Annotated in this window: 16 protein-coding genes; 7 read left to right on the top strand and 9 right to left on the bottom strand. The window is 56.5% G+C overall.

Translation table 11 applies throughout. The annotated features are described in order from the left end of the window. Positions 1 to 73 precede the first annotated feature (73 nt). Complete coding sequence (locus RISK_RS20400) at positions 74 to 589, top strand: hypothetical protein (RefSeq protein ID WP_047816177.1); 516 nt, start codon at positions 74 to 76, stop codon at positions 587 to 589. 72 nt (positions 590 to 661) lie between these two features. Here the strand turns inward: RISK_RS20400 and RISK_RS20395 are convergent, their stop codons facing one another. From RISK_RS20395 to RISK_RS20385, 3 genes are all read right to left on the bottom strand, one after another. Then, a complete protein-coding gene (locus RISK_RS20395; RefSeq protein WP_047816176.1) occupies positions 662 to 1,195 on the bottom strand; it encodes a hypothetical protein in 534 nt (177 codons plus the stop codon). 232 nt (positions 1,196 to 1,427) lie between these two features. Continuing rightward, positions 1,428 to 1,685, bottom strand: a complete 258-nt coding sequence (locus RISK_RS20390; RefSeq protein ID WP_047816175.1) for a hypothetical protein — start codon at positions 1,683 to 1,685, stop codon at positions 1,428 to 1,430. Positions 1,686 to 1,734: 49 nt separating this feature from the next. Next, on the bottom strand, positions 1,735 to 2,403 hold the full coding sequence (locus tag RISK_RS20385) for a HEAT repeat domain-containing protein (RefSeq protein ID WP_236696513.1): 669 nt from the start codon (positions 2,401 to 2,403) through the stop codon (positions 1,735 to 1,737). A gap of 422 nt (positions 2,404 to 2,825) precedes the next feature. On the opposite strand from RISK_RS20385, the gene RISK_RS20380 reads away from it, so the two are divergent. Continuing rightward, positions 2,826 to 3,938, top strand: coding sequence for a hypothetical protein (locus RISK_RS20380; protein WP_236696512.1), 1,113 nt, complete (start codon positions 2,826 to 2,828; stop codon positions 3,936 to 3,938). 210 nt (positions 3,939 to 4,148) lie between these two features. Here the strand turns inward: RISK_RS20380 and gnd are convergent, their stop codons facing one another. Continuing rightward, entirely contained in the window at positions 4,149 to 5,627 is a 1,479-nt protein-coding gene (gnd, locus tag RISK_RS20375) for a decarboxylating NADP(+)-dependent phosphogluconate dehydrogenase (RefSeq protein ID WP_047816173.1), read from the bottom strand. 522 nt (positions 5,628 to 6,149) lie between these two features. On the opposite strand from gnd, the gene RISK_RS20370 reads away from it, so the two are divergent. Further along, positions 6,150 to 7,568: a DUF1598 domain-containing protein gene (locus RISK_RS20370; protein ID WP_047816172.1), complete on the top strand. Its 1,419-nt coding sequence runs from the start codon at positions 6,150 to 6,152 to the stop codon at positions 7,566 to 7,568. Between the two features lie 6 nt (positions 7,569 to 7,574). Further along, positions 7,575 to 8,465 (top strand): glycerophosphodiester phosphodiesterase, encoded by an 891-nt coding sequence (locus tag RISK_RS20365; protein WP_047816171.1) that lies wholly within the window; start codon positions 7,575 to 7,577, stop codon positions 8,463 to 8,465. A 73-nt stretch (positions 8,466 to 8,538) separates the two neighbouring features. Here the strand turns inward: RISK_RS20365 and RISK_RS20360 are convergent, their stop codons facing one another. Beyond that, on the bottom strand, positions 8,539 to 9,948 hold the full coding sequence (locus RISK_RS20360) for a hypothetical protein (protein ID WP_236696511.1): 1,410 nt from the start codon (positions 9,946 to 9,948) through the stop codon (positions 8,539 to 8,541). Positions 9,949 to 10,261: 313 nt separating this feature from the next. Between RISK_RS20360 and RISK_RS20355 the strand changes: the two genes are divergently transcribed. From RISK_RS20355 to RISK_RS20345, 3 genes are all read left to right on the top strand, one after another. After that, on the top strand, positions 10,262 to 11,488 hold the full coding sequence (locus RISK_RS20355) for a hypothetical protein (RefSeq protein WP_047816169.1): 1,227 nt from the start codon (positions 10,262 to 10,264) through the stop codon (positions 11,486 to 11,488). Between the two features lie 341 nt (positions 11,489 to 11,829). After that, positions 11,830 to 13,173 carry a Gfo/Idh/MocA family protein gene (locus RISK_RS20350; RefSeq protein ID WP_047816168.1) on the top strand — a complete coding sequence of 448 codons (1,344 nt, stop codon included), beginning with the start codon at positions 11,830 to 11,832 and terminating at the stop codon, positions 13,171 to 13,173. Between the two features lie 171 nt (positions 13,174 to 13,344). After that, the gene (locus RISK_RS20345) at positions 13,345 to 14,085 is read left to right on the top strand and encodes an SDR family oxidoreductase (RefSeq protein ID WP_047816167.1); all 741 of its coding nucleotides are present in this window, start codon (positions 13,345 to 13,347) and stop codon (positions 14,083 to 14,085) included. A 370-nt stretch (positions 14,086 to 14,455) separates the two neighbouring features. On the opposite strand, the gene RISK_RS20340 is transcribed toward RISK_RS20345, so the two are convergent. The 4 genes from RISK_RS20340 to RISK_RS20325 all read right to left on the bottom strand — a co-directional run bounded on the left by RISK_RS20340 (position 14,456) and on the right by RISK_RS20325 (position 16,560). Further along, on the bottom strand, positions 14,456 to 14,749 hold the full coding sequence (locus RISK_RS20340; protein ID WP_150122652.1) for a hypothetical protein: 294 nt from the start codon (positions 14,747 to 14,749) through the stop codon (positions 14,456 to 14,458). Then, positions 14,719 to 14,991: a hypothetical protein gene (locus RISK_RS20335; RefSeq protein WP_150122651.1), complete on the bottom strand. Its 273-nt coding sequence runs from the start codon at positions 14,989 to 14,991 to the stop codon at positions 14,719 to 14,721. Before RISK_RS20335 ends, RISK_RS20340 begins: the two co-directional genes overlap by 31 nt. Positions 14,992 to 15,668: 677 nt before the next feature. Beyond that, a complete protein-coding gene (locus RISK_RS20330) occupies positions 15,669 to 16,025 on the bottom strand; it encodes a hypothetical protein (protein ID WP_047816164.1) in 357 nt (118 codons plus the stop codon). 7 nt (positions 16,026 to 16,032) lie between these two features. Continuing rightward, positions 16,033 to 16,560: a hypothetical protein gene (locus tag RISK_RS20325; RefSeq protein WP_150122650.1), complete on the bottom strand. Its 528-nt coding sequence runs from the start codon at positions 16,558 to 16,560 to the stop codon at positions 16,033 to 16,035. Between the last annotated feature and the right edge of the window lie 780 nt (positions 16,561 to 17,340).

Raw genomic sequence — 17,340 nt, 5'->3', positions numbered from 1 at the left:
ACGTGGTTAATTCGGAGTGAGAATTGATCTTCGTTCGATCCGCTGACCTCTAAAAGAACAATTCAACAGCAAGATGGCAACGACTCCCACCACCGCGATCACGGTTGCTCCTGGTATCACCCGTGTCGAAAAAAACAATTCCAAAGGCTATGTGGTTCGAGTTTGCCGCGATGGCGTGAGAAATTCCGAGTACTACTCCGACACAATGTGCGGTGGAAAACGCAAGGCATTGCAGTTGGCCAAGCAAAGCCATGCGGCGTTGCTGGAGGTTCTCGGTCCCGCGAACAATTCCACCAAAGACAAGCTGACCAGTCGGAATACCACCGGGAAGGTGGGGGTTCATCTGGCTCACTCGGTTGATAATCGGTATCCCGGTTGCGAGTACCAAGCCTATTGTGCGTCTTGGAAAACGGAAGACGGCCGACGCAGAAAAATCAGTTTCGCCTTCAATCGATATGGCGAGGACGAATCCTGGGAACTCGCCTGCATTGCTCGGGATCGCGAAACCACGGATCGTGAAGAGGTGATCGCGGTTCGTGAGCGACAATTGAAACGGAAGAGTCGCAAGACCAAAGCACGCCGCAAGTAGTTTGCGGCGTCGGTGTTCAATTGCGGTCCGCCGGGTTTCCGGTGACCTGGTTCGCCCATGAATGGGGCTGCATCAAGACAGCAACAATTGCTCGCCCGGTTCAGCCTCGTCCATTTCTCGGCGAATCTCACGCAAGCCGTAAGCGCACAATTCAAATTGGTCGCTCAGTCGATCGAGCAGGTCACACGGCGGTCGTGATTCATCCGCTTGGATCGTCGAAGCGATTTTGTAAGATCGCTTGCCGTGCTGGAAATAGTTCAGCAGTTGGTCAGGCGAATCCTTGCCATCGCCACGCACCGATTCAGGGAACATCCCCGCCCAGAACAGGGTCACGTCACCGATGTGGCGATGGACCTCTCGTTTGGCAATTCCCATTCGGCGTTCCGCTTCGCATAGCAACTGGAAGACTTCCGTTGCCGGCCGGCCGTCGCCACGTCGCATCTTGTGAACCGCGTCGATGCGAACGAATCGCAGCATCAGGTCGCTGACGTATCCGATCAACTGAACGTCCGCGACGCCCAACTTGGTTTGGAAAATGGATTCACTCAAACCGCTTAGAAAGCGATCGAGTGCGGATCGTTTTTCAGGTGTGTGTTCAGTCGCCACGGCATCATTCCCCTTGTTCAGACTTCGAAAGTGATTCAGCTTCGAAAGGGGCCAAATGAATGACCTGAAATCCAGAACTAATAGCACTTCACCCCAATGTCAAGAGATCTTTTGGGGAGGGGGGTGGCCCGACTGGCCTGAAATCGGCTGCGGTTGAGAGGGCCTGTCTTGGGGCGGCGAAGCACGATGGAACGCAGGTTTCCGTTGTTTCAACCGATGGGAGCCGACCGCTTCATTGGTTCTGGTTGAGCGTCGCAGGCGGCGACGCATAGCTCGGCCGAATCCCGCTTAAAATGGCGGCGCCAGAAACCGCTGACAAAAACGCGATCAGAAGCCAGACGCCTCTCGCGGCGATCGAGCCGTAACGTTTTTGAATCGCGGCGATCGAGCGAATTTGATACGGAGCCATCCAGGGGCCGATGGCGATCGAGGTTGTCAGGGCTGCGATCAACAGCGCCAAACCGCCAACCAAGGTGTCATCTTGGATCAAAACTTCTTCCTACTATCCAGCCGGGGCGATGATTGAAGAGGACGCTTGTCTAAACGTCGCTTTGACGCATCCGACGACGAATGACTCGGCGTTGCATGCGAGCGGTTTCGACGTCGGGATTGATGTCCAAGCAACGGTTCAACGCATCAAGTGCCTTGGTGGGTTTCCCCAAGAGAGCACGCACCTTGGCCAGGCTTTGCCAAGCGGTGTAGTGGAACCGGCAGTGCCACAAGCAGGATTGGTACGCCGACTCGGCTTTTTCGAAGTCTTCCAAACCGTGCCAGCAAATCGCCAGCTGGTGATGAGCTTCGGCGTACAAAGGGGCTTGGTCGATCAGCACCATGACAGGTGAAAGCGCCGCAGCGTATTCGCCACCATCATTCAGATGAATGACGCGGAGCAGTTTTTGGTGATGCAGCGGCGCGGCGTCACGAACGATCACAGAGTGAAAGGAATCATCGGCAACCAAACGCACCCCGCGATCCACGTCCGAGAGGGCTCGGCCCAAAAAATCGACGCAGTGGCGGTCGCCCAACATGCCCAGAGCCAACGCGGCAGCCCGGCGGTGCTCGACTTCGCCTCGCGAAAGCAGGGCGGTCAAAGTTGCCGATGTGTAGTGCTCATCGACATCGTGCGCGAATCGGGGAGCGTCCGCTGAGCCAAGGTATCGCCGATATGCAGCGACCAGGCGAGTCGTGTGGACGATGGGAGCTGTCACGTTCGATTCCACCTTGGGCTGGTCGGGAGGGTCTGGGAGGATTGGGCGGGTCAAACGGGGCGATGCCGGCGATTCACTGGTATTTTGGCTGCTGTGGTTTGACTTCTCGATGTTAGACCGATCAAGCTGTCGGGCAAGACGGCACACCAAAAGAACTTTCCAACTCCACGGATCGTCGGATGCTATCCCAACCGCTTCTCCCGCTTTGTCTTCCCCTCGCTGACAGCAGATGTCATTGCGAAAAGGAGCTGGATCTTGCGGTCCTCGACGTTTCGGGTCACCCGCGAAAACCGTCGGGAAAGTTCCTGGGGAATTTTTACCAAGGCCGTTCTGCACTTTGGTTTTGGGGCGTGGTTTTTTTCGTCGCGTCGCCTTTATCGGCGTTCAGTCAGCCACCATCGGACACGCCTCTTCAGGCCGCCGTGTTCACGCGAACTGTGATCACGGTGACGCTCGACGGCCAATCGGCGGACGAGGCCATCGACCAGATTGTCGCTCAGGTGAGTTCGGGCAGCCCAGGTCGCCCCTGGACCTGGTGGCGTGATGGCGAGGTTGATCCCGGGAAAATAGTGTCTCTGAATTTGGCGGGAGGCTCCGCTGCGCAGGCGGTGACCCAACTGACGCGTCCACTGGGATGGGAAGCTTTTCCGATCCCGGGAATTTTGCTGGTCGGGCGACCCGAATGGATTGATCGGACGCTTGGCAACCTGGTGAGTTCGGCCAAGCCGCAGGTCATCGATCTGGAGTGGCCTCGTGGCACTGCATCCGAAACCGCTCTCGGTTCGGTCCTTCACGTGGCGGCCGGCCGGCAGGCAAACGGCGGCGCGGAAACAGGGGGTGAAAAACAGGACCAAGGGCTCGGATGGTTGCCGCATGACGTCTGGCCTGCGGGCAAATTTCAACAAGTCGATCCATGGCACGTGGCCTCATTGGCATTGGCGGAGTTTCGAATGTCTGCCCGCCCAGGAACGCCGCTGCAGCGATTGCGATCCAAGGATGGGGTGCTGCCAGAAGCGGTGCGGGTCATCGGCGACGACCAATCAAATTGGCGAGACACTCGCTTCCTGATGGTCTACCCGCTGGAAAGCAATGGCGCCGATGAAAGCAGCGAGGCGGAGTTGCGGCGAGCCGTTCGGGCGGTCGATGCGATGGCATCGTTTCGATCCGGGCGGGATCCGAAGACGCGCAAAAAGATGTTGCGGATCCACACGCATCCAGCTGGGCACCGTGCCGCGTTGGCGACTCAGTGGGCGGCGGCACCTGCTCCCGCTCAAGTGGCCGCGGCCGGCCGCGACGCCACCTATGACTTGAAACTGTTGAATAAACCAGCCCGCGAAGTGCTGCTGCAATTCGCCGGTGCGGCTGCCAAAAAGTTGGTCGTCGATGACGAAGCCAGCCTCCGCAGCCAAACGTTGGTGAGTCTCGATGCGACCAAGCAGACGCTCGAGCAACTGGCTCAGTCGATTGCCACGCAGGCCAGCTTGAAGGTCGAGTGGGGCGAGACGGTGGTTCGCGTCAGCTTGCCAGTGGAGTAGCGTGGATCGCCCGGTAGCAGGCGGGAATGGTTGGGCATCGGTTGCCGATTCGGCAAAGGAATATCAGTTGCCGGAACGACGCTTCGCTTGGTCCGGCCTACTTCTACGTCGCTGCCTACTTCTTTGCACACACGAAAAAAGGCCGGCGTGGAGCCGACCTTTTCTGCGTTGGATCAATTGCTGGGGCAACAATCGTTTGCCCCTTGCAAACTAAGCCTTGGGCTCTTTGCGAAGCTGAATCCACTCGCTGTGGAAGGCACCTTCTTTGTCCAAGCGTTGGTAGGTGTGAGCACCAAAGTAATCGCGTTGGGCTTGTAGCAGGTTGGCTGGCAAGCGTTCCAGGCGGTAGCCATCGTAGTAGCAGAGCGCGGTGCTGAACGCGGGAACGGGAATTCCCATGACCGAAGCCACGGCAATGACTTTTCGCCATTTCGCTTGCGCGTTTTCGACAGCGTCTTCGAAGTACTTGGCCAACAACAGGTTTTCCAAGTTGGGATCGGCGTCGAAGGCTTCTTTGATGCGATCCAGGAATTGAGCACGGATGATGCAACCACCTCGCCACAGCAGGGCGGCGGCTCCGTAGTCGAGGCCCCAGTTGTGCTCGGCCGACGCGGCTTGCAATTGAACAAAGCCTTGGGCGTAGGAAACGATCTTCGAAGCGTAGAGGGCTTGGCGAACCGCTTCGACGAATTCCGCACGGTCACCGACCAAAGATTCGGCAATCGCACGCATTTCTGGGTTGGCTGTTTCAGCTGGACCGTTGAGGGTTTTGCTGGCGCGTGTCCGGGCTTCCTTTTGGGCTGACAATCCGCGAGCGAACACGGCGGTCGTGACCAGCGTGCTGGGGACACCCAGGTCGAGAGCCAATTGGCTCATCCATTTGCCTGTGCCCTTGGCGCCGGCGACGTCCATGATTTGGTCGACGAGGAATCCGTCGCCGCCTTGGTCGTCTTTGACGCTGAAGATGTCGCGGGTGATCTCGATCAAATAGCTTTGCAGCTCACCACGGTTCCAATCATCGAACACGTCGTACAGTTCGTCGTTGGACAAGCCGCCGAGTTCTTTCAGCAATTGATAGGCTTCGCAGATCAACTGCATGTCGCCGTATTCAATGCCGTTGTGAACCATTTTGACGTAGTTCCCCGCACCGCCGGCACCCAGCCATTCACAACAAGGGATGTCGTTGTTGGGACCGACCTTGGCTGCGATCGATTGGAACATCTCTTTGATGTGAGGCCATGCTGCAGCACTTCCGCCGGGCATCAGCGAAGGACCTTTGAGAGCACCTTCTTCACCACCGCTGACGCCGCAGCCAACGTACAGCATGCCAGCTTCTTCGACCTGTTTGGTGCGACGTTCCGTGTTGACGTAGTACTCGTTGCCACCATCGATGATGATGTCGCCGGGTTCGCAATGCGGCAGAAGTTGCTCGATCAAGGCGTCCACGGCTGGGCCGGCTTTGACCAGCATCATCAACTTGCGAGGCCGTTTGACTGATTTGACGAATTCTTCGATCGAGTGACAGCCGACGAAGTTCTTGCCCTTCGCACGACCTTCCATCAAAGCGTCAACTTTGGACGTGGTGCGGTTGTAGACAGCGACTTTGTAGCCGCGGCTCTCAACGTTCAAGGCCAGATTTTCGCCCATGACGGCCAGACCAATCAGGCCGAAATCACAATCACCACTCATAGCTGTACTTTTGTTCGTGTGTTAGATGGGGGCGTGATGGCCCGGTTTGCGGCGATCCAAGCGTGCCGCAGCGGCTCACGCGGGGGCCAGCAGTGTAAATGACTGGGGCGGGGCGAAAAGGCCCAAGGGACGATTGCTGCCACCAATTGGCTCCATACACTTTCCCTCTCCGTTGGCGCAACCGCTGCATCCGTCTCATTCTCGCCATCCATCCCTCCCGAAAGCGGCCTGATTGGGCGGGAATGCACCGAAATGCACGGGGAATCCGGTGCCTTGGGGCCGTGGACGCTGTCGTTGCGATGGAGGGCCGTTGCCTCCAGGGAGACTCCCAAAAGAGATTTTCGTTGGGCCGACGGAGTCCGCCGGGGAGAGTCCAGTCCCGGGGAAGGAAATGGCGCTCCGGAATTTCATTGAGGTTTTCCGATCGCGTTATTAGACTGGGGTTCGGCTGCCGGTCGAGATCCGATCGACGACGGCCCTCATTCTCACTCTCGACGTTCTTCTCTGCAAAAGAATCCACCGATGCGACTGATCGATCGCCACTCTCGAATTCGCACCTTGGCCAGTTTCGCGTTCGCAGCGTTGTTGGCGATTGCGTTGGCTCCCTCCAGCTTCGGCCAAGACGGCGGCGATGGCGGAGACACCACCAATAACTTCGGCAGCCAGCCTGCTGGTGTCGACGTCGATGCGACCGGCGTGTTGAAAGTCCGGACGATCGACCCACGATTGGCTCGGCAGCAATGGATGCAATCGCGAGCCAATGCGACTCCTGGCGAGTCGATGGAAACCAGCGAGCTGAGAAAGGTTTCGCTGAATCGCCTCGAAGCAGCGATTTCCGAGTACGTCGAAGCTGATCGGCCGCTGCCAGCTGAAATGCTGGCGATGGCTGGGCTGACCTCGGTTCAGTACGTGTTCTTCTATCCCGAAACAAACGACATCGTTCTGGCGGGGCCAGCCGAAGGTTACGTGGCGGATGCGACTGATCGCTTTGTCGGCATGCAGTCGGGACGTCCCAGTGTTTTGTTGGAAGACGTCGTGGTTGCATTGCGAGCCTTCCCACCTCAAGGCAAACCGGCTCGAGTGATTTCGGTTTCGATTGACCCAACCCCGGAAGGCTTGCAGCGGATGCAGCAGTTCCTGATGCGAGTTGGTGGGCGTGCCGGTCGCGGTGACACCTTGCAGCTCGTTCGCGGCCTGAAGGAAAACTTGGGGCTTCAAACCGTTACGATCGAAGGCATCCCAGCGGCCAGTCACTTCGCTCGTGTGTTGGTGGAAGCCGATTACCGAATGAAGTTGATCGGCATTGGTTTGGAACAATTGCCGGTTCCCGTCCGCAGTTATGTCTCACGCACCAATCCCGTGACCGTCTCCGCGAACTCGATGGAACGTTGGTACTTCCAACCCAATTATGACGGTGTCTCGGTCAGCGAAGACAACCTGGCCATGCGAATCAATGAGCGTGGTGTTCAGTTGGTTGGCGCCAACGAACGTGTCCAAGGTGACGGTGCTCGCGTTGGCACAGGCCGCGTGAACCGAGCCAGCCAAGCGTTCACGAAAGAGTTCAGCGAAAAGTACAACCAGATTGCTGACCGAGTTCGCGTGTACGCAGAACTGCGTCAGTTGATCGATCTTTCGATCGCAGCCGCTTACATCCACGAGCAAGACTTCTACGGTCAAGCCAACTGGGCGATGCCAGTTTTGGGTGACGAAAGCAAGGTCAGCGTGCAGACTTACACCGCACCTGAAAAGGTCGAAACCGCTGTGAATGCGATCTGGCGAGGCAACACTTTGATGACTCCATTGGGAGGCGGCGTGAACGTTCAGCCCCGGATTGCACTGAAGAAAGACCACGTCACAATCGACACTGAAGGCCAGCACGTGCAGGTCAAACATTCCTCGGGGCCAGAACAATTGGCGCCCGGCCAATGGTGGTGGGACTGATTCAAGATGACTTTGATTGACACAACTCTCTTCGCCGTCGCGACTCGTTTCGCGGCGGCTTTTTCTTTGTTCGCGTGTCTCAGTGGGGTTTCGCCGCAAATGGTGGACGCCAACGAAAATGTGAGGCCGCCAAAATCGACGCCAATGATTGTGGCCCACCGGGGCGCGTCTCATATGGCACCGGAAAACACGCTGTCTGCGTTCCATTTAGCGTGGGAAGAAAACGCGGACGCGATCGAGGGCGATTTCTATCTGTCGTCTGACGGCGAGATCGTTTGCTTGCACGACAAGACGACCACGCGGACCTCGCCTGGCTCATCGTTGACGGTCGCCGAGGCGACGCTGGAGCAGCTTCGCAAGCTCGACTTCGGTGCTTGGAAACATGAACGCTACTCCGGCGAACGAATCCCAACTTTGGGAGAAGTGATGGCCACCGTGCCCGATGGGAAGGGAATCTTCATCGAAATTAAATGTGGGCCTGAGATCCTGCCAACATTGAAGAAACAATTGGAAGATTGCTCACTCAAACCCGAGCAGATCACGATCATTTGCTTCAATCAGGAAGTTGTTCGTCAGGCTCGTGAGATGATGCCTTACGACTGCAATTGGTTGACCTCGTACAAGAAGCAAGCCAACGGCAGTTGGACCCCAGGGGTCGATGGCGTTCGGAAGAGCCTGAAGGCAACCGATGCGACAGGGTTTGGAACGCAAGTCAAAGCCGACTTGCTTGGTCCGGTTCTAAGCCAGGACTTCTGCGATGCCGTTCGGTCGGCGGGGTGTGGCATTCATGGTTGGACCATCGATGAACCTGCGGTTGCCAAACAATTGGTCGGCCTCGGTTTTGAGAGCATCACCACCAACCGCCCTGCTGAAATTCGCTCCGCTTTAGAGGATTGAATACAGGTTTCCAAGCCCACTGAATCGTCGATGGGGCCGCCTTGTGAGGCATGCCCTGTTGGCGGGCTGTTGATCAGTTTCCGCGGAGGTCGAGGACCTTGCGAATCTTGGTCGCAACGTGAAGGTCGGATTCGACTTTTAAGCGTTCGTGCAGGCGTTGCTGGACCGTTCGGTTCTTCGATGGTGCCAGGATTGTGATCACATGCAATCGAACGTGGCGATCGGAATCGTCCAGCAGCATCGACAGCCAAGGCCAAGCGTTGAGACCTCCGGATTGCAGCATCGAATCGATCAACGTGATCCGATCGTTGGGTTCTGCGACGGCGATCGCTGTCCCGAATTCCAATTGAACCTTCGAAAAACCGCGTTCGATCAATTCTGCACGAGCTTGTTCGGCCAGCGACGCGTTGGGGTTTCCCAAGTGTTGCAAGATGGTTTGATCATCCATGGCGGTGAACGGTGACCCGGTCAGTTCCGCGTTGACCCGTAGGACTCGTCCGTCGGTGGACTTTGCCAGACGCGGCCCTTCGGTGAGTTGCTGTGCGAGTGACGCGTCCGGTGAACCGGGGACCTGTGTCAAAGGAACCGTGACCCCCTCGGGGACGCTTTCCAACTGGACGTTGGATCCTTGTTGCGAAGCGTTGGACGGTTGCGTCTGCAATCGAGTGGCCGTTTCGCGGACCTGGACTGCTTGAGTGTTTGACGTTCCCGAGCGAATGATTTCGACGGGACGTGATGGTGGCCAGTCGGTCCACATGGATTCCGTGTCGGCACTGGGCATTTCGTTGACGTCGGCTGTTGTGACCGGCGTTTTGGCAAGTGTCATCGTCGGTTGATCAAGTTGTGTCAACGTCTCGCGTGACGATTGTGACACGGATGCGATCAGTTGTCGGACTTCTTCGTCCACTTCCGACTCGCCGAGTGTTTCCGTGCCGGCAAACTCCAGCATGGTTTGCCGAAGCAGAGAACGCGACCGAGCGGTTTGCCGGGAGGTCCATTCGGCGCGTGTTCTCGTTTGCAAGTTCGCGCGAATGCCTTCGATCAGTTTTTGGTGTGATCGGGCGGCCAATTCCGGGGAGAGAGTCGTCCAATCGTTTTGCAATTGGTTCAGCAAACCAAAGGCAACTTCCGAGACGGCGTCCTCGTCGTCCATCAAGCTGCTGGACAGGGGAAGGATGGCTTCGATTCCAAACCCCGCGATCTGCATCAACCGATCGCTTTTCTCGGTGGCGTCGAGCGTTGGCAACTCTTGAACGAGTTGGTTCAACAGATACTGTTTGCCGTAGACCGTGGCCAACAACCAGATGGCAGTCACTCCGGCAGCAATCGCCAGGAATTGCAAGGCATGCACGAACCTTTGCTTGGCTCCACCGGCGGGAGGCAAGGCAATTGAGAAGGGGTTCGGCGTATCGGCCGTGGAAAGCGATTCGGAAGGGGACGTCAGCATGGCGGGATTGTGCCGGGCCATGCGTTCCGACAACAAGATCAATTCGAAAACGGCCAGCCTTCACTGGTTGGCGAAATGCCCACAGAAACGGGGGGAATATGCCGGCTGGGGGAGCAATGACGTTCGAAACGAAAGGTTCGGTGGATCAGTTTTTGAAGGTTTTACCGTTTTGACCAGCAATCTGGCTAAGCCTTTTCGATCAGACGAACCGATACTACCGGCACAACCCAATGCGGTTTGCTCAGAAAGTGGGGCGGCGGCGGGACTTAACAGTGATCAGCAGTGACGTTGGTTGAGCCAGTTCTCAATTGAACGTGACGGCAACTCCTAGCATGACGGTGGAACAACGATGTCGGTACGGAAGCTGACTGCAAAACTATTGGCAGCCCTGGCGGTTTTTGCTGGTGGCGCTTCGGTGTCCGCCCAGGAACATGCATTGGCGGACCCTTTCGCGTTTGACCCTGACTTTCAGTGGTTTGAACCAATCTACGATGCTGACATCGTGGATGCAAAACCGAAAAAACGGGCTCACACGGGCTGGTTCGGAACTTATGACAAGCTGCACTTGTGGGGCAAACGCCCTGAGGGTGAAGCGACAACTGTCGGAGGCGACAGTGGCGAGTACCAACTCGATATTGGCGAGGGAAATCGCTACGAGTTTGGCTACATGAAGCCGCGAGAGGACAACGGTTGGTTGTTCGGCTGGTCGGATCTGGACATTCATGCGGCTGAATACACTCAAGCTGAGCGTATCAACCGCCTCAATGTGAGTCAGTTGGAGGGGGATCCGGAATTCCCCGGCGGCCAGTTTGGCACCAACGTGCTCACCGACGACAACAATAACTTTGGTTACGACACGCGGTTCTACGAAATCGGTCGCTCGACCAACTTCGTCGAATACGACAGCTACGAAATCAACAAGACTTGGCGAATGGAACCGTATCACTACGGTGGAATCCTCGAGCCGATGGTCGGTGTCCGGTTCCTCACATTGGACGACCAAGCGGTGACACGCAGGTACTCACGGACTCGTGAAGACGGTGCGGCGATTCTCACGGGAACAACGGAACTGACCGAGAACCCATACTTCGTCGACCTTGGTGTCAGCGACGATGCGTATGAACGATTGGACCAGGACATTACCAAAGTTGACAACGAGATGTACACGATGCAACTCGGTTTTCGATACTTCAAGTTTGTCAACCGCTTCCGCTATTCGGCGGAGTTCCGGGCCTTCAGCGGTGTCAACCTTCAGCATGCGTCGAAATACGCAGTGGCCGACAACACGTTCTACGATGGTTTCGGTTCTGACTCAGACGTCACGTCGTTCTACCGCACCGAGAGCAAGGTCGAGCACTACCGCGATGACACCTTCTTCATCGGATACGACGTGCGAGCCGATCTGGGATATCAGCTGACCAACATGATTCATGTTCGAGGTGGATTCCAAATCTTCGACTTGGCCAAGGGGCTTGGACGAGCCTCCCACCGAGACGATGCACTGACCGAGATCGGATCATCCGACCAAAGCTTCTTGGCGGTAGGTGGAACGTTCGGGATCGAACTGAACCGCTGATTCAGTTCCCGTCCCACTGCTAGCTGATCACATGATCGAAGCCGGCGAGGTGAATTCACCTCGCCGGCTTTTTTTTCGTTCGCATGGGACACTTCTTCATCCATGTGGCTTGCCTGCTCAGCCGTTCGGCTTGCCAAGCGTTCGGACAGACACCCATTGGATTCGCGTTTCCCGCGGGCGACCGTGTTTCTGAGGGAAGCCGTCGACCAACGCGATCCAAGTTTTCAGCCGTGGATCTGGTTGCACTCCTGAGGCCGGAAGATGAGGTATCATGCAGATCCCAGTCGCCGCGGCGATTGCCTGCCTACCTTCCCTCCCCCCGCCTTGAATGGAAACTTGCCATGCGCGATGTCAAGAATCGACGTTCGTTTTTGAAGTCCACTGCGATTGCCGGAACCGCAATCACTCTCTCTGCAACGCAGTATTCGCGTGTTCACGGAGCCAATGAACGGCTTCAGATCGCGAGTGTTGGAACCGGCGGGAAAGGCTGGAGCGATTTGCTAGGTGTCGCCGCCAGCCCGCAGGTGGACGTGATCGGTTTGTGCGACATTGATAGTTCGCCCAAGCACCTTGGCCAGGCCGCAGAACGATTCGCATCGGCGCGGCGCTACGCCGATTGGCGAAAACTGCTGGATGAAGGCAATGATCTGCAAGGCGTCCTGGTCTCCACGCCAGATTTCATGCACGCACCGATTTCCCTGCCGGCGATTCAGCTGGGGAAACATGTCTTCTGTCAAAAGCCACTGACTCACACGGTGACGGAAGCTCGCCAGATGAAAAAGGCAGCCAAGAAGTTTGAGGTGGTGACTCAGATGTGCAATCAAATTCAATCCCACTCGGCGTATCGCACCGCGGTCCACCTTGTTCATGAAGGAATGATTGGCAAGGTTCGCGAGGTGCACTCGTGGCAAGGTGGAAGCCCCTCCTGGCCGCGAAACATTCCGCGTCCAAGCGGCAGCGATCCGGTTCCCGCGAATGTTCGCTGGGATTTGTGGCAAGGCGTGGCTGCGGAACGTCCCTACAAGATTGGTATGTATCACCCGTTCAATTGGCGAGGATGGCAAGCCTACGGCACAGGGCAGTTGGGCGACTTTGGTTGTCACATCCTGGATCCGGTCTTCAAAGCTTTGGAAATCCAGTCGCCAACGAAGCTGATCGTCGACGCACCCGAATTGATGCCAGAGACCTGGACCGATCGAGCGACGGTGCAATACGAGTTTCCGGGGACTCAGTACACGGCGGATTCAACGCTGTCGGTCACTTGGTACGACGGTGTCGGTGTGTCGCCACCGCGTGAGCGTCTGACGCACCTTCCCGATGACGCGAAACTTCCCGGCGCGGGATCGGTACTGGTTGGTGAAAAGGGATCGTTGGTGATTCCACATGTTGCGATGCCTGTGCTTTATCGTGCGGATCAATCCGTTGCGGAGGATCTGCCGGTGATCCCTTCGGTCGACCACTACACCCAGTGGGCGGACGCTTGCCGAGGAATGGGAGAAACAACTTCGCACTTCGACTATGCGGGGCCGCTGACAGAAACGGTCTTGCTGGGAACCATCGGGATCCGGTTCCCAGGTCAAGAACTGCAGTGGGACGCGGAGGCGATGAAGATCACCAATCACGCCGACGCTCAGCAGTGGGTTACCAAACCGTATCGCAAAGGTTGGGAACCCGACTGGATCTAGTCGACGAGCTGGAGGTCGCCTCCTGCTGCGTGTTTGTGGTTGGACGCAGGGTTGTCTGTGGTGGCCGCTTTGGCGGTCGGTTGCCTCCTCTGCATATTTCAATCGAGCGTTTGCCGACAATCACGAGCGGCAGAAGCATTCGATCCCAGACAATCCAATCGAGGAAACAGCATGAGTACGAACATCGAAGGCAAAGTGGTTGTTATCACCGGAGCCAGCAGTGGACTTGGTGAAGACGCCGCCCGCCATTTGGCTTCCCAGGGCGCAGCGGTCGTTTTGGGAGCTCGCCGCATCGAAAGGCTGGACGCCATCGTGTCCGAGATCCGTCAAAATGGCGGCAAAGCGGAAGCACTCGCAACGGACGTGACCGATGTCGAGCAAGTGCAGGCACTGGTCAACAAAGCCGTTGATGCGTTCGGCCGCGTCGATGTTGTCATCAACAACGCAGGCCTCATGTCGATCGCCCCGCTCAGCGAGCTGAAGGTTGACGAATGGGAACGCATGATCGACATCAACATCAAGGGTGTGCTGTATGGCATTGCCGCTGGTTTGCCGATTTTTCAAAGTCAAGGCACCGGGCATTTCATCAACATCAGTTCTGTCGCGGGACTGAAAGTGGTGGGTGGCGGTGCCGTTTACAGCGGAACAAAATTCGCGGTTCGTGCGATCAGCGAAGGTCTGCGAACAGAGGTCGGCGGAGCGATCCGCACCACGACCATCCTGCCGGGATTGATCGACACGGAACTGAAGCAGGGAACCTCCCACGGCGCCAGTTCACAAACCGTCGATGAGATGTACAAGATGGCAATTTCACCAACCGCGATCACCGACGCGATTGCCTACGCCATTTCGCAACCGGCTGACGTGGACGTCAACGAAATCGTCGTTCGGCCAACCGTCCAAGAATTCTAGTGGTCCGTCAAAGTTAAAAGTTAGGGTTGATCGTAGTGGACGAGGCCACGAGTCCTTGGATTTGACGCCGGTTCAGGACTCGTGGCCTCGTCCACTACCCTACAAACAAGTCCTGACAGACCACTAGTCGATCGAGAGTCGGTAAGCGTCGAGGCGTTCGTGGCCAAATGTTTGCGCGGACACAAGGGCTGGTTCCGATCACGAGTACGAGCACCGCTTCGCTGAGCACGAGTTTTTTGGATGCCGGAACGTCACTGATCACGGGGCGGCGGCGAGGGAGTTTCCATTGTCAAACAACGTGACTTCGCCGCTCCCGTGCATCGGATTGTTCTGCTTTGCGATGGCTGTACTGGATCTGCGGGACGTTTTGTCATCTCTGCGGGAACCTACTTGCTCGTTCAGTGAAATAGCGTTGAACGAAGTGTTCGTGGACCCATGTCATATCGGTAACTTCGTCCATTAAATATACCGACCCCTCCATTTTCGAGGGGTTGCGATCGATCTCTTGAAACAATTTCTTCAAAGCGGATGCAAGCCGATCCGTATCGTGGCCATTGGGTTGTAGGCAATCCACGGCACTTTTAATAGCGTTGTAACGATCGCGATCCATCGTCAAGTAGTTTCCGCTGTCGTCTAGAACATCGAGTGCCATGGCGTAGAGCATGACCAAGCATCCGTCGCAAATGAAACGGCCTGATCGGATTCCAATTCTTCTATCTGCAGATACTCCCAGTAGGGAAGCGAGAATACATCGCCGTAACAGAGGTCCCCCATGATGTACGAGTAATCGGCCAACTGATGGTACAGCAGGCAAATATCGCGTTCTACTCGCTGAACTTCGGTCCAGTCCACTTCCGAACCGTAGGTCACGCGAGACTCCTGTTTTCGCTTGGAAGTGTCACTCATGAAAGCTTTCAGTGGCAGGACGTTTGCGATGACCGGGCCGCCGCGATCGATCATCCATTTGAAAACGCGTTGTCGGCGGTTCAGCGTCCATCGCTTGGTTCGTCGTGACTTTTCCACTCTGAACGCCAAGCGTCCGCTACATCAGCAGAGGCCCACCACAAACCATTGTATGCTGTGGGCTTCCCGAATGCTTGAGACACGAACATTGCTCCGAAGAACGTCGGAATTGGCGGCACCATGAGCCAAAGTCCTAGAACCGAAAGCTGCGAGGGATCATTTTTCACGCAGATCCACAAAGCAATCCAGGGAACGGAACAGCCAATCAGTGCCGGCAAGGTGTATTTGAGTCGGGGCTTGAAACCAATTCTTGTTTCGCACCTCGAGCAACGAAATGAAGCTGTGTAACGTCGTGTCCGAGGAAAACGTTGCTCACAAATCGGGCAGGCGTTTTGCGGAGCGGACGCCTTGCGTTCGCTTGTTTTACCTATAGACGTGGACGATGCGTAAGGGGTCAACGAATCTCCGGTCGACGAACGGTTCCGATCAGCCGGCGGCGACGGTCTATCTTCCATTTTAAAACGCCCGATTTCGCCGCTCGATTGCATGGATGGTTCGCCGCGGTTCTTGGTGGTGTGAAGCAGTGGTGATGTCTACTTGACCAAAGCAGGCAAACGCGACTAAAGGTAAATGCTTAAAGTCCACCCGCCTCTGCCGGTGATTGCAAGCGACGCCATCAATTGGGTCAATTCGCACACCATGAATATTTGCAATGCGGCCAATAACTGGAAATGCATCGCCAAGTCCACGATTGCGTCAATTGTGCATGCGAACATCAACACCGCGAAAATTCCAAGCCCGATACGGAACGGCATGCTTATCCGCTGCTCTGAGGACTTCTCTACAGGTTGCCCAGTGTCGTCTGCTTCGGGCGGATCGTACGGATTCAAGTCTTCAACTTCGTCGGGCGAACGCTGGCGGTAACCGGGACGCGTCGAAAGATTTTGTCGTTGCCAAAACTTGCGACTCTGGTCCACGGCAATGTTATTTGTAAGTTTGGTGCGCAAATAGGCTCGAGGTCAGATGGACGAGCGGGTCAACTGTTGGAAAGTCCAGTGCCGTCTGAATATGATCGATACGACCGTTGCGAATCCAGACAAGTTCTCCCCATCCGCCTAATCGTTCAGGATACGGACGCCCTTCGCGTGTGGGCCACCCAGGAAGGGACGTAAGCGGCTGGTAGTCGTTGCTCACGTTTGTAAAGTCAACGAAATGGAATCCAATTGGATCAGTCGGATGGATTTCGCCCCACCGGATAGCAAGTTCGGCGAAACGGTCGAGTTGCGGACGCATAGGTGCCCACCCCACGTAAACAAAAACGATTGCACGTTTTGAGCTCGCGGCATTGTTGACGACGGTTTCAACGTCCGACACAGACATGACCCTCGCCTCATTGACTGATTCGAGCATCGTCACAACTGAGACGGTCGCCAGCGGCGCTGATTCGCTCCCAGGAGCGCAGCCGCAGAGCAAACAGCATGCGGAGACGAGAAAGCGATTGGCGATATTCATATCCATATCAAATGATCGTGCCCGTCACGGGGCGCGGGGGGGAAAGGTGTCCATTGCCAAATCGCTCGCAAGACCGACTCCGTGTGCAGTACGCCCGACATGGGCGTGATCTTATGGGGTGCAAGTCCCCTGTACTTCGTTCCGGTTTTTTTCGAGGAGTCAGTCTACCAAATGTAACTCTGAAGAAAGACAGTACGAGGCCATTCCCCAAGCCACCCGGAGCAACTGCGGGGAGGTGACAAACCGTGGGGAGGAAGCCTGCGAAGATGATCGGTAAGCCAGCAAAGAATCGTCGCTGGACATCTTCTCGCCAAGACCCACCAGGTGACGTACAGAAACTTGATACGAGGCCGACGACTCTAGGCCCGTCGCGGAGCGATCCCTTGGATCACAGTGGGCTACTGATCGAGAAGCCGAACCGGAAGCCCGGCGGATGCCTTGATGGAGTTCTGAGCGGAGGTAGATCAAGCACTTGGGCGGGGACAGATCACGTGTTCTTGAGCGATCAAGGACGTCCCTTATTTGGGGAGATCTCGATGCGTACCCGTGAGTAGGGGTTGCCCGAAAGGCGGGGCGGAATGCGGCAACGTATGCCCGTGCAGAGAGAAGTCAGCAGAGGGCATCGTAGTCGGCCCCGGTGGTCGACGAAGGCCTGAAGGGAACGAGCAAGCACGGTTCGACTTCATCTCGCGAAGGAGCCGTTGCCGGAGGGCAATCTCTTAGCGGCGAAGCGGTCGGTCCAATGGCTTGGGTCATCGCGGCGACGCGCTGATTTGAAAC

The organism is Rhodopirellula islandica (genome assembly GCF_001027925.1).
GTDB classification, from domain to species: Bacteria; Planctomycetota; Planctomycetia; order Pirellulales; family Pirellulaceae; genus Rhodopirellula; species Rhodopirellula islandica.
The sequence above is the reverse complement of the archived record's forward strand: the minus strand, read 5'-3'. Positions and strand labels throughout refer to the sequence as shown.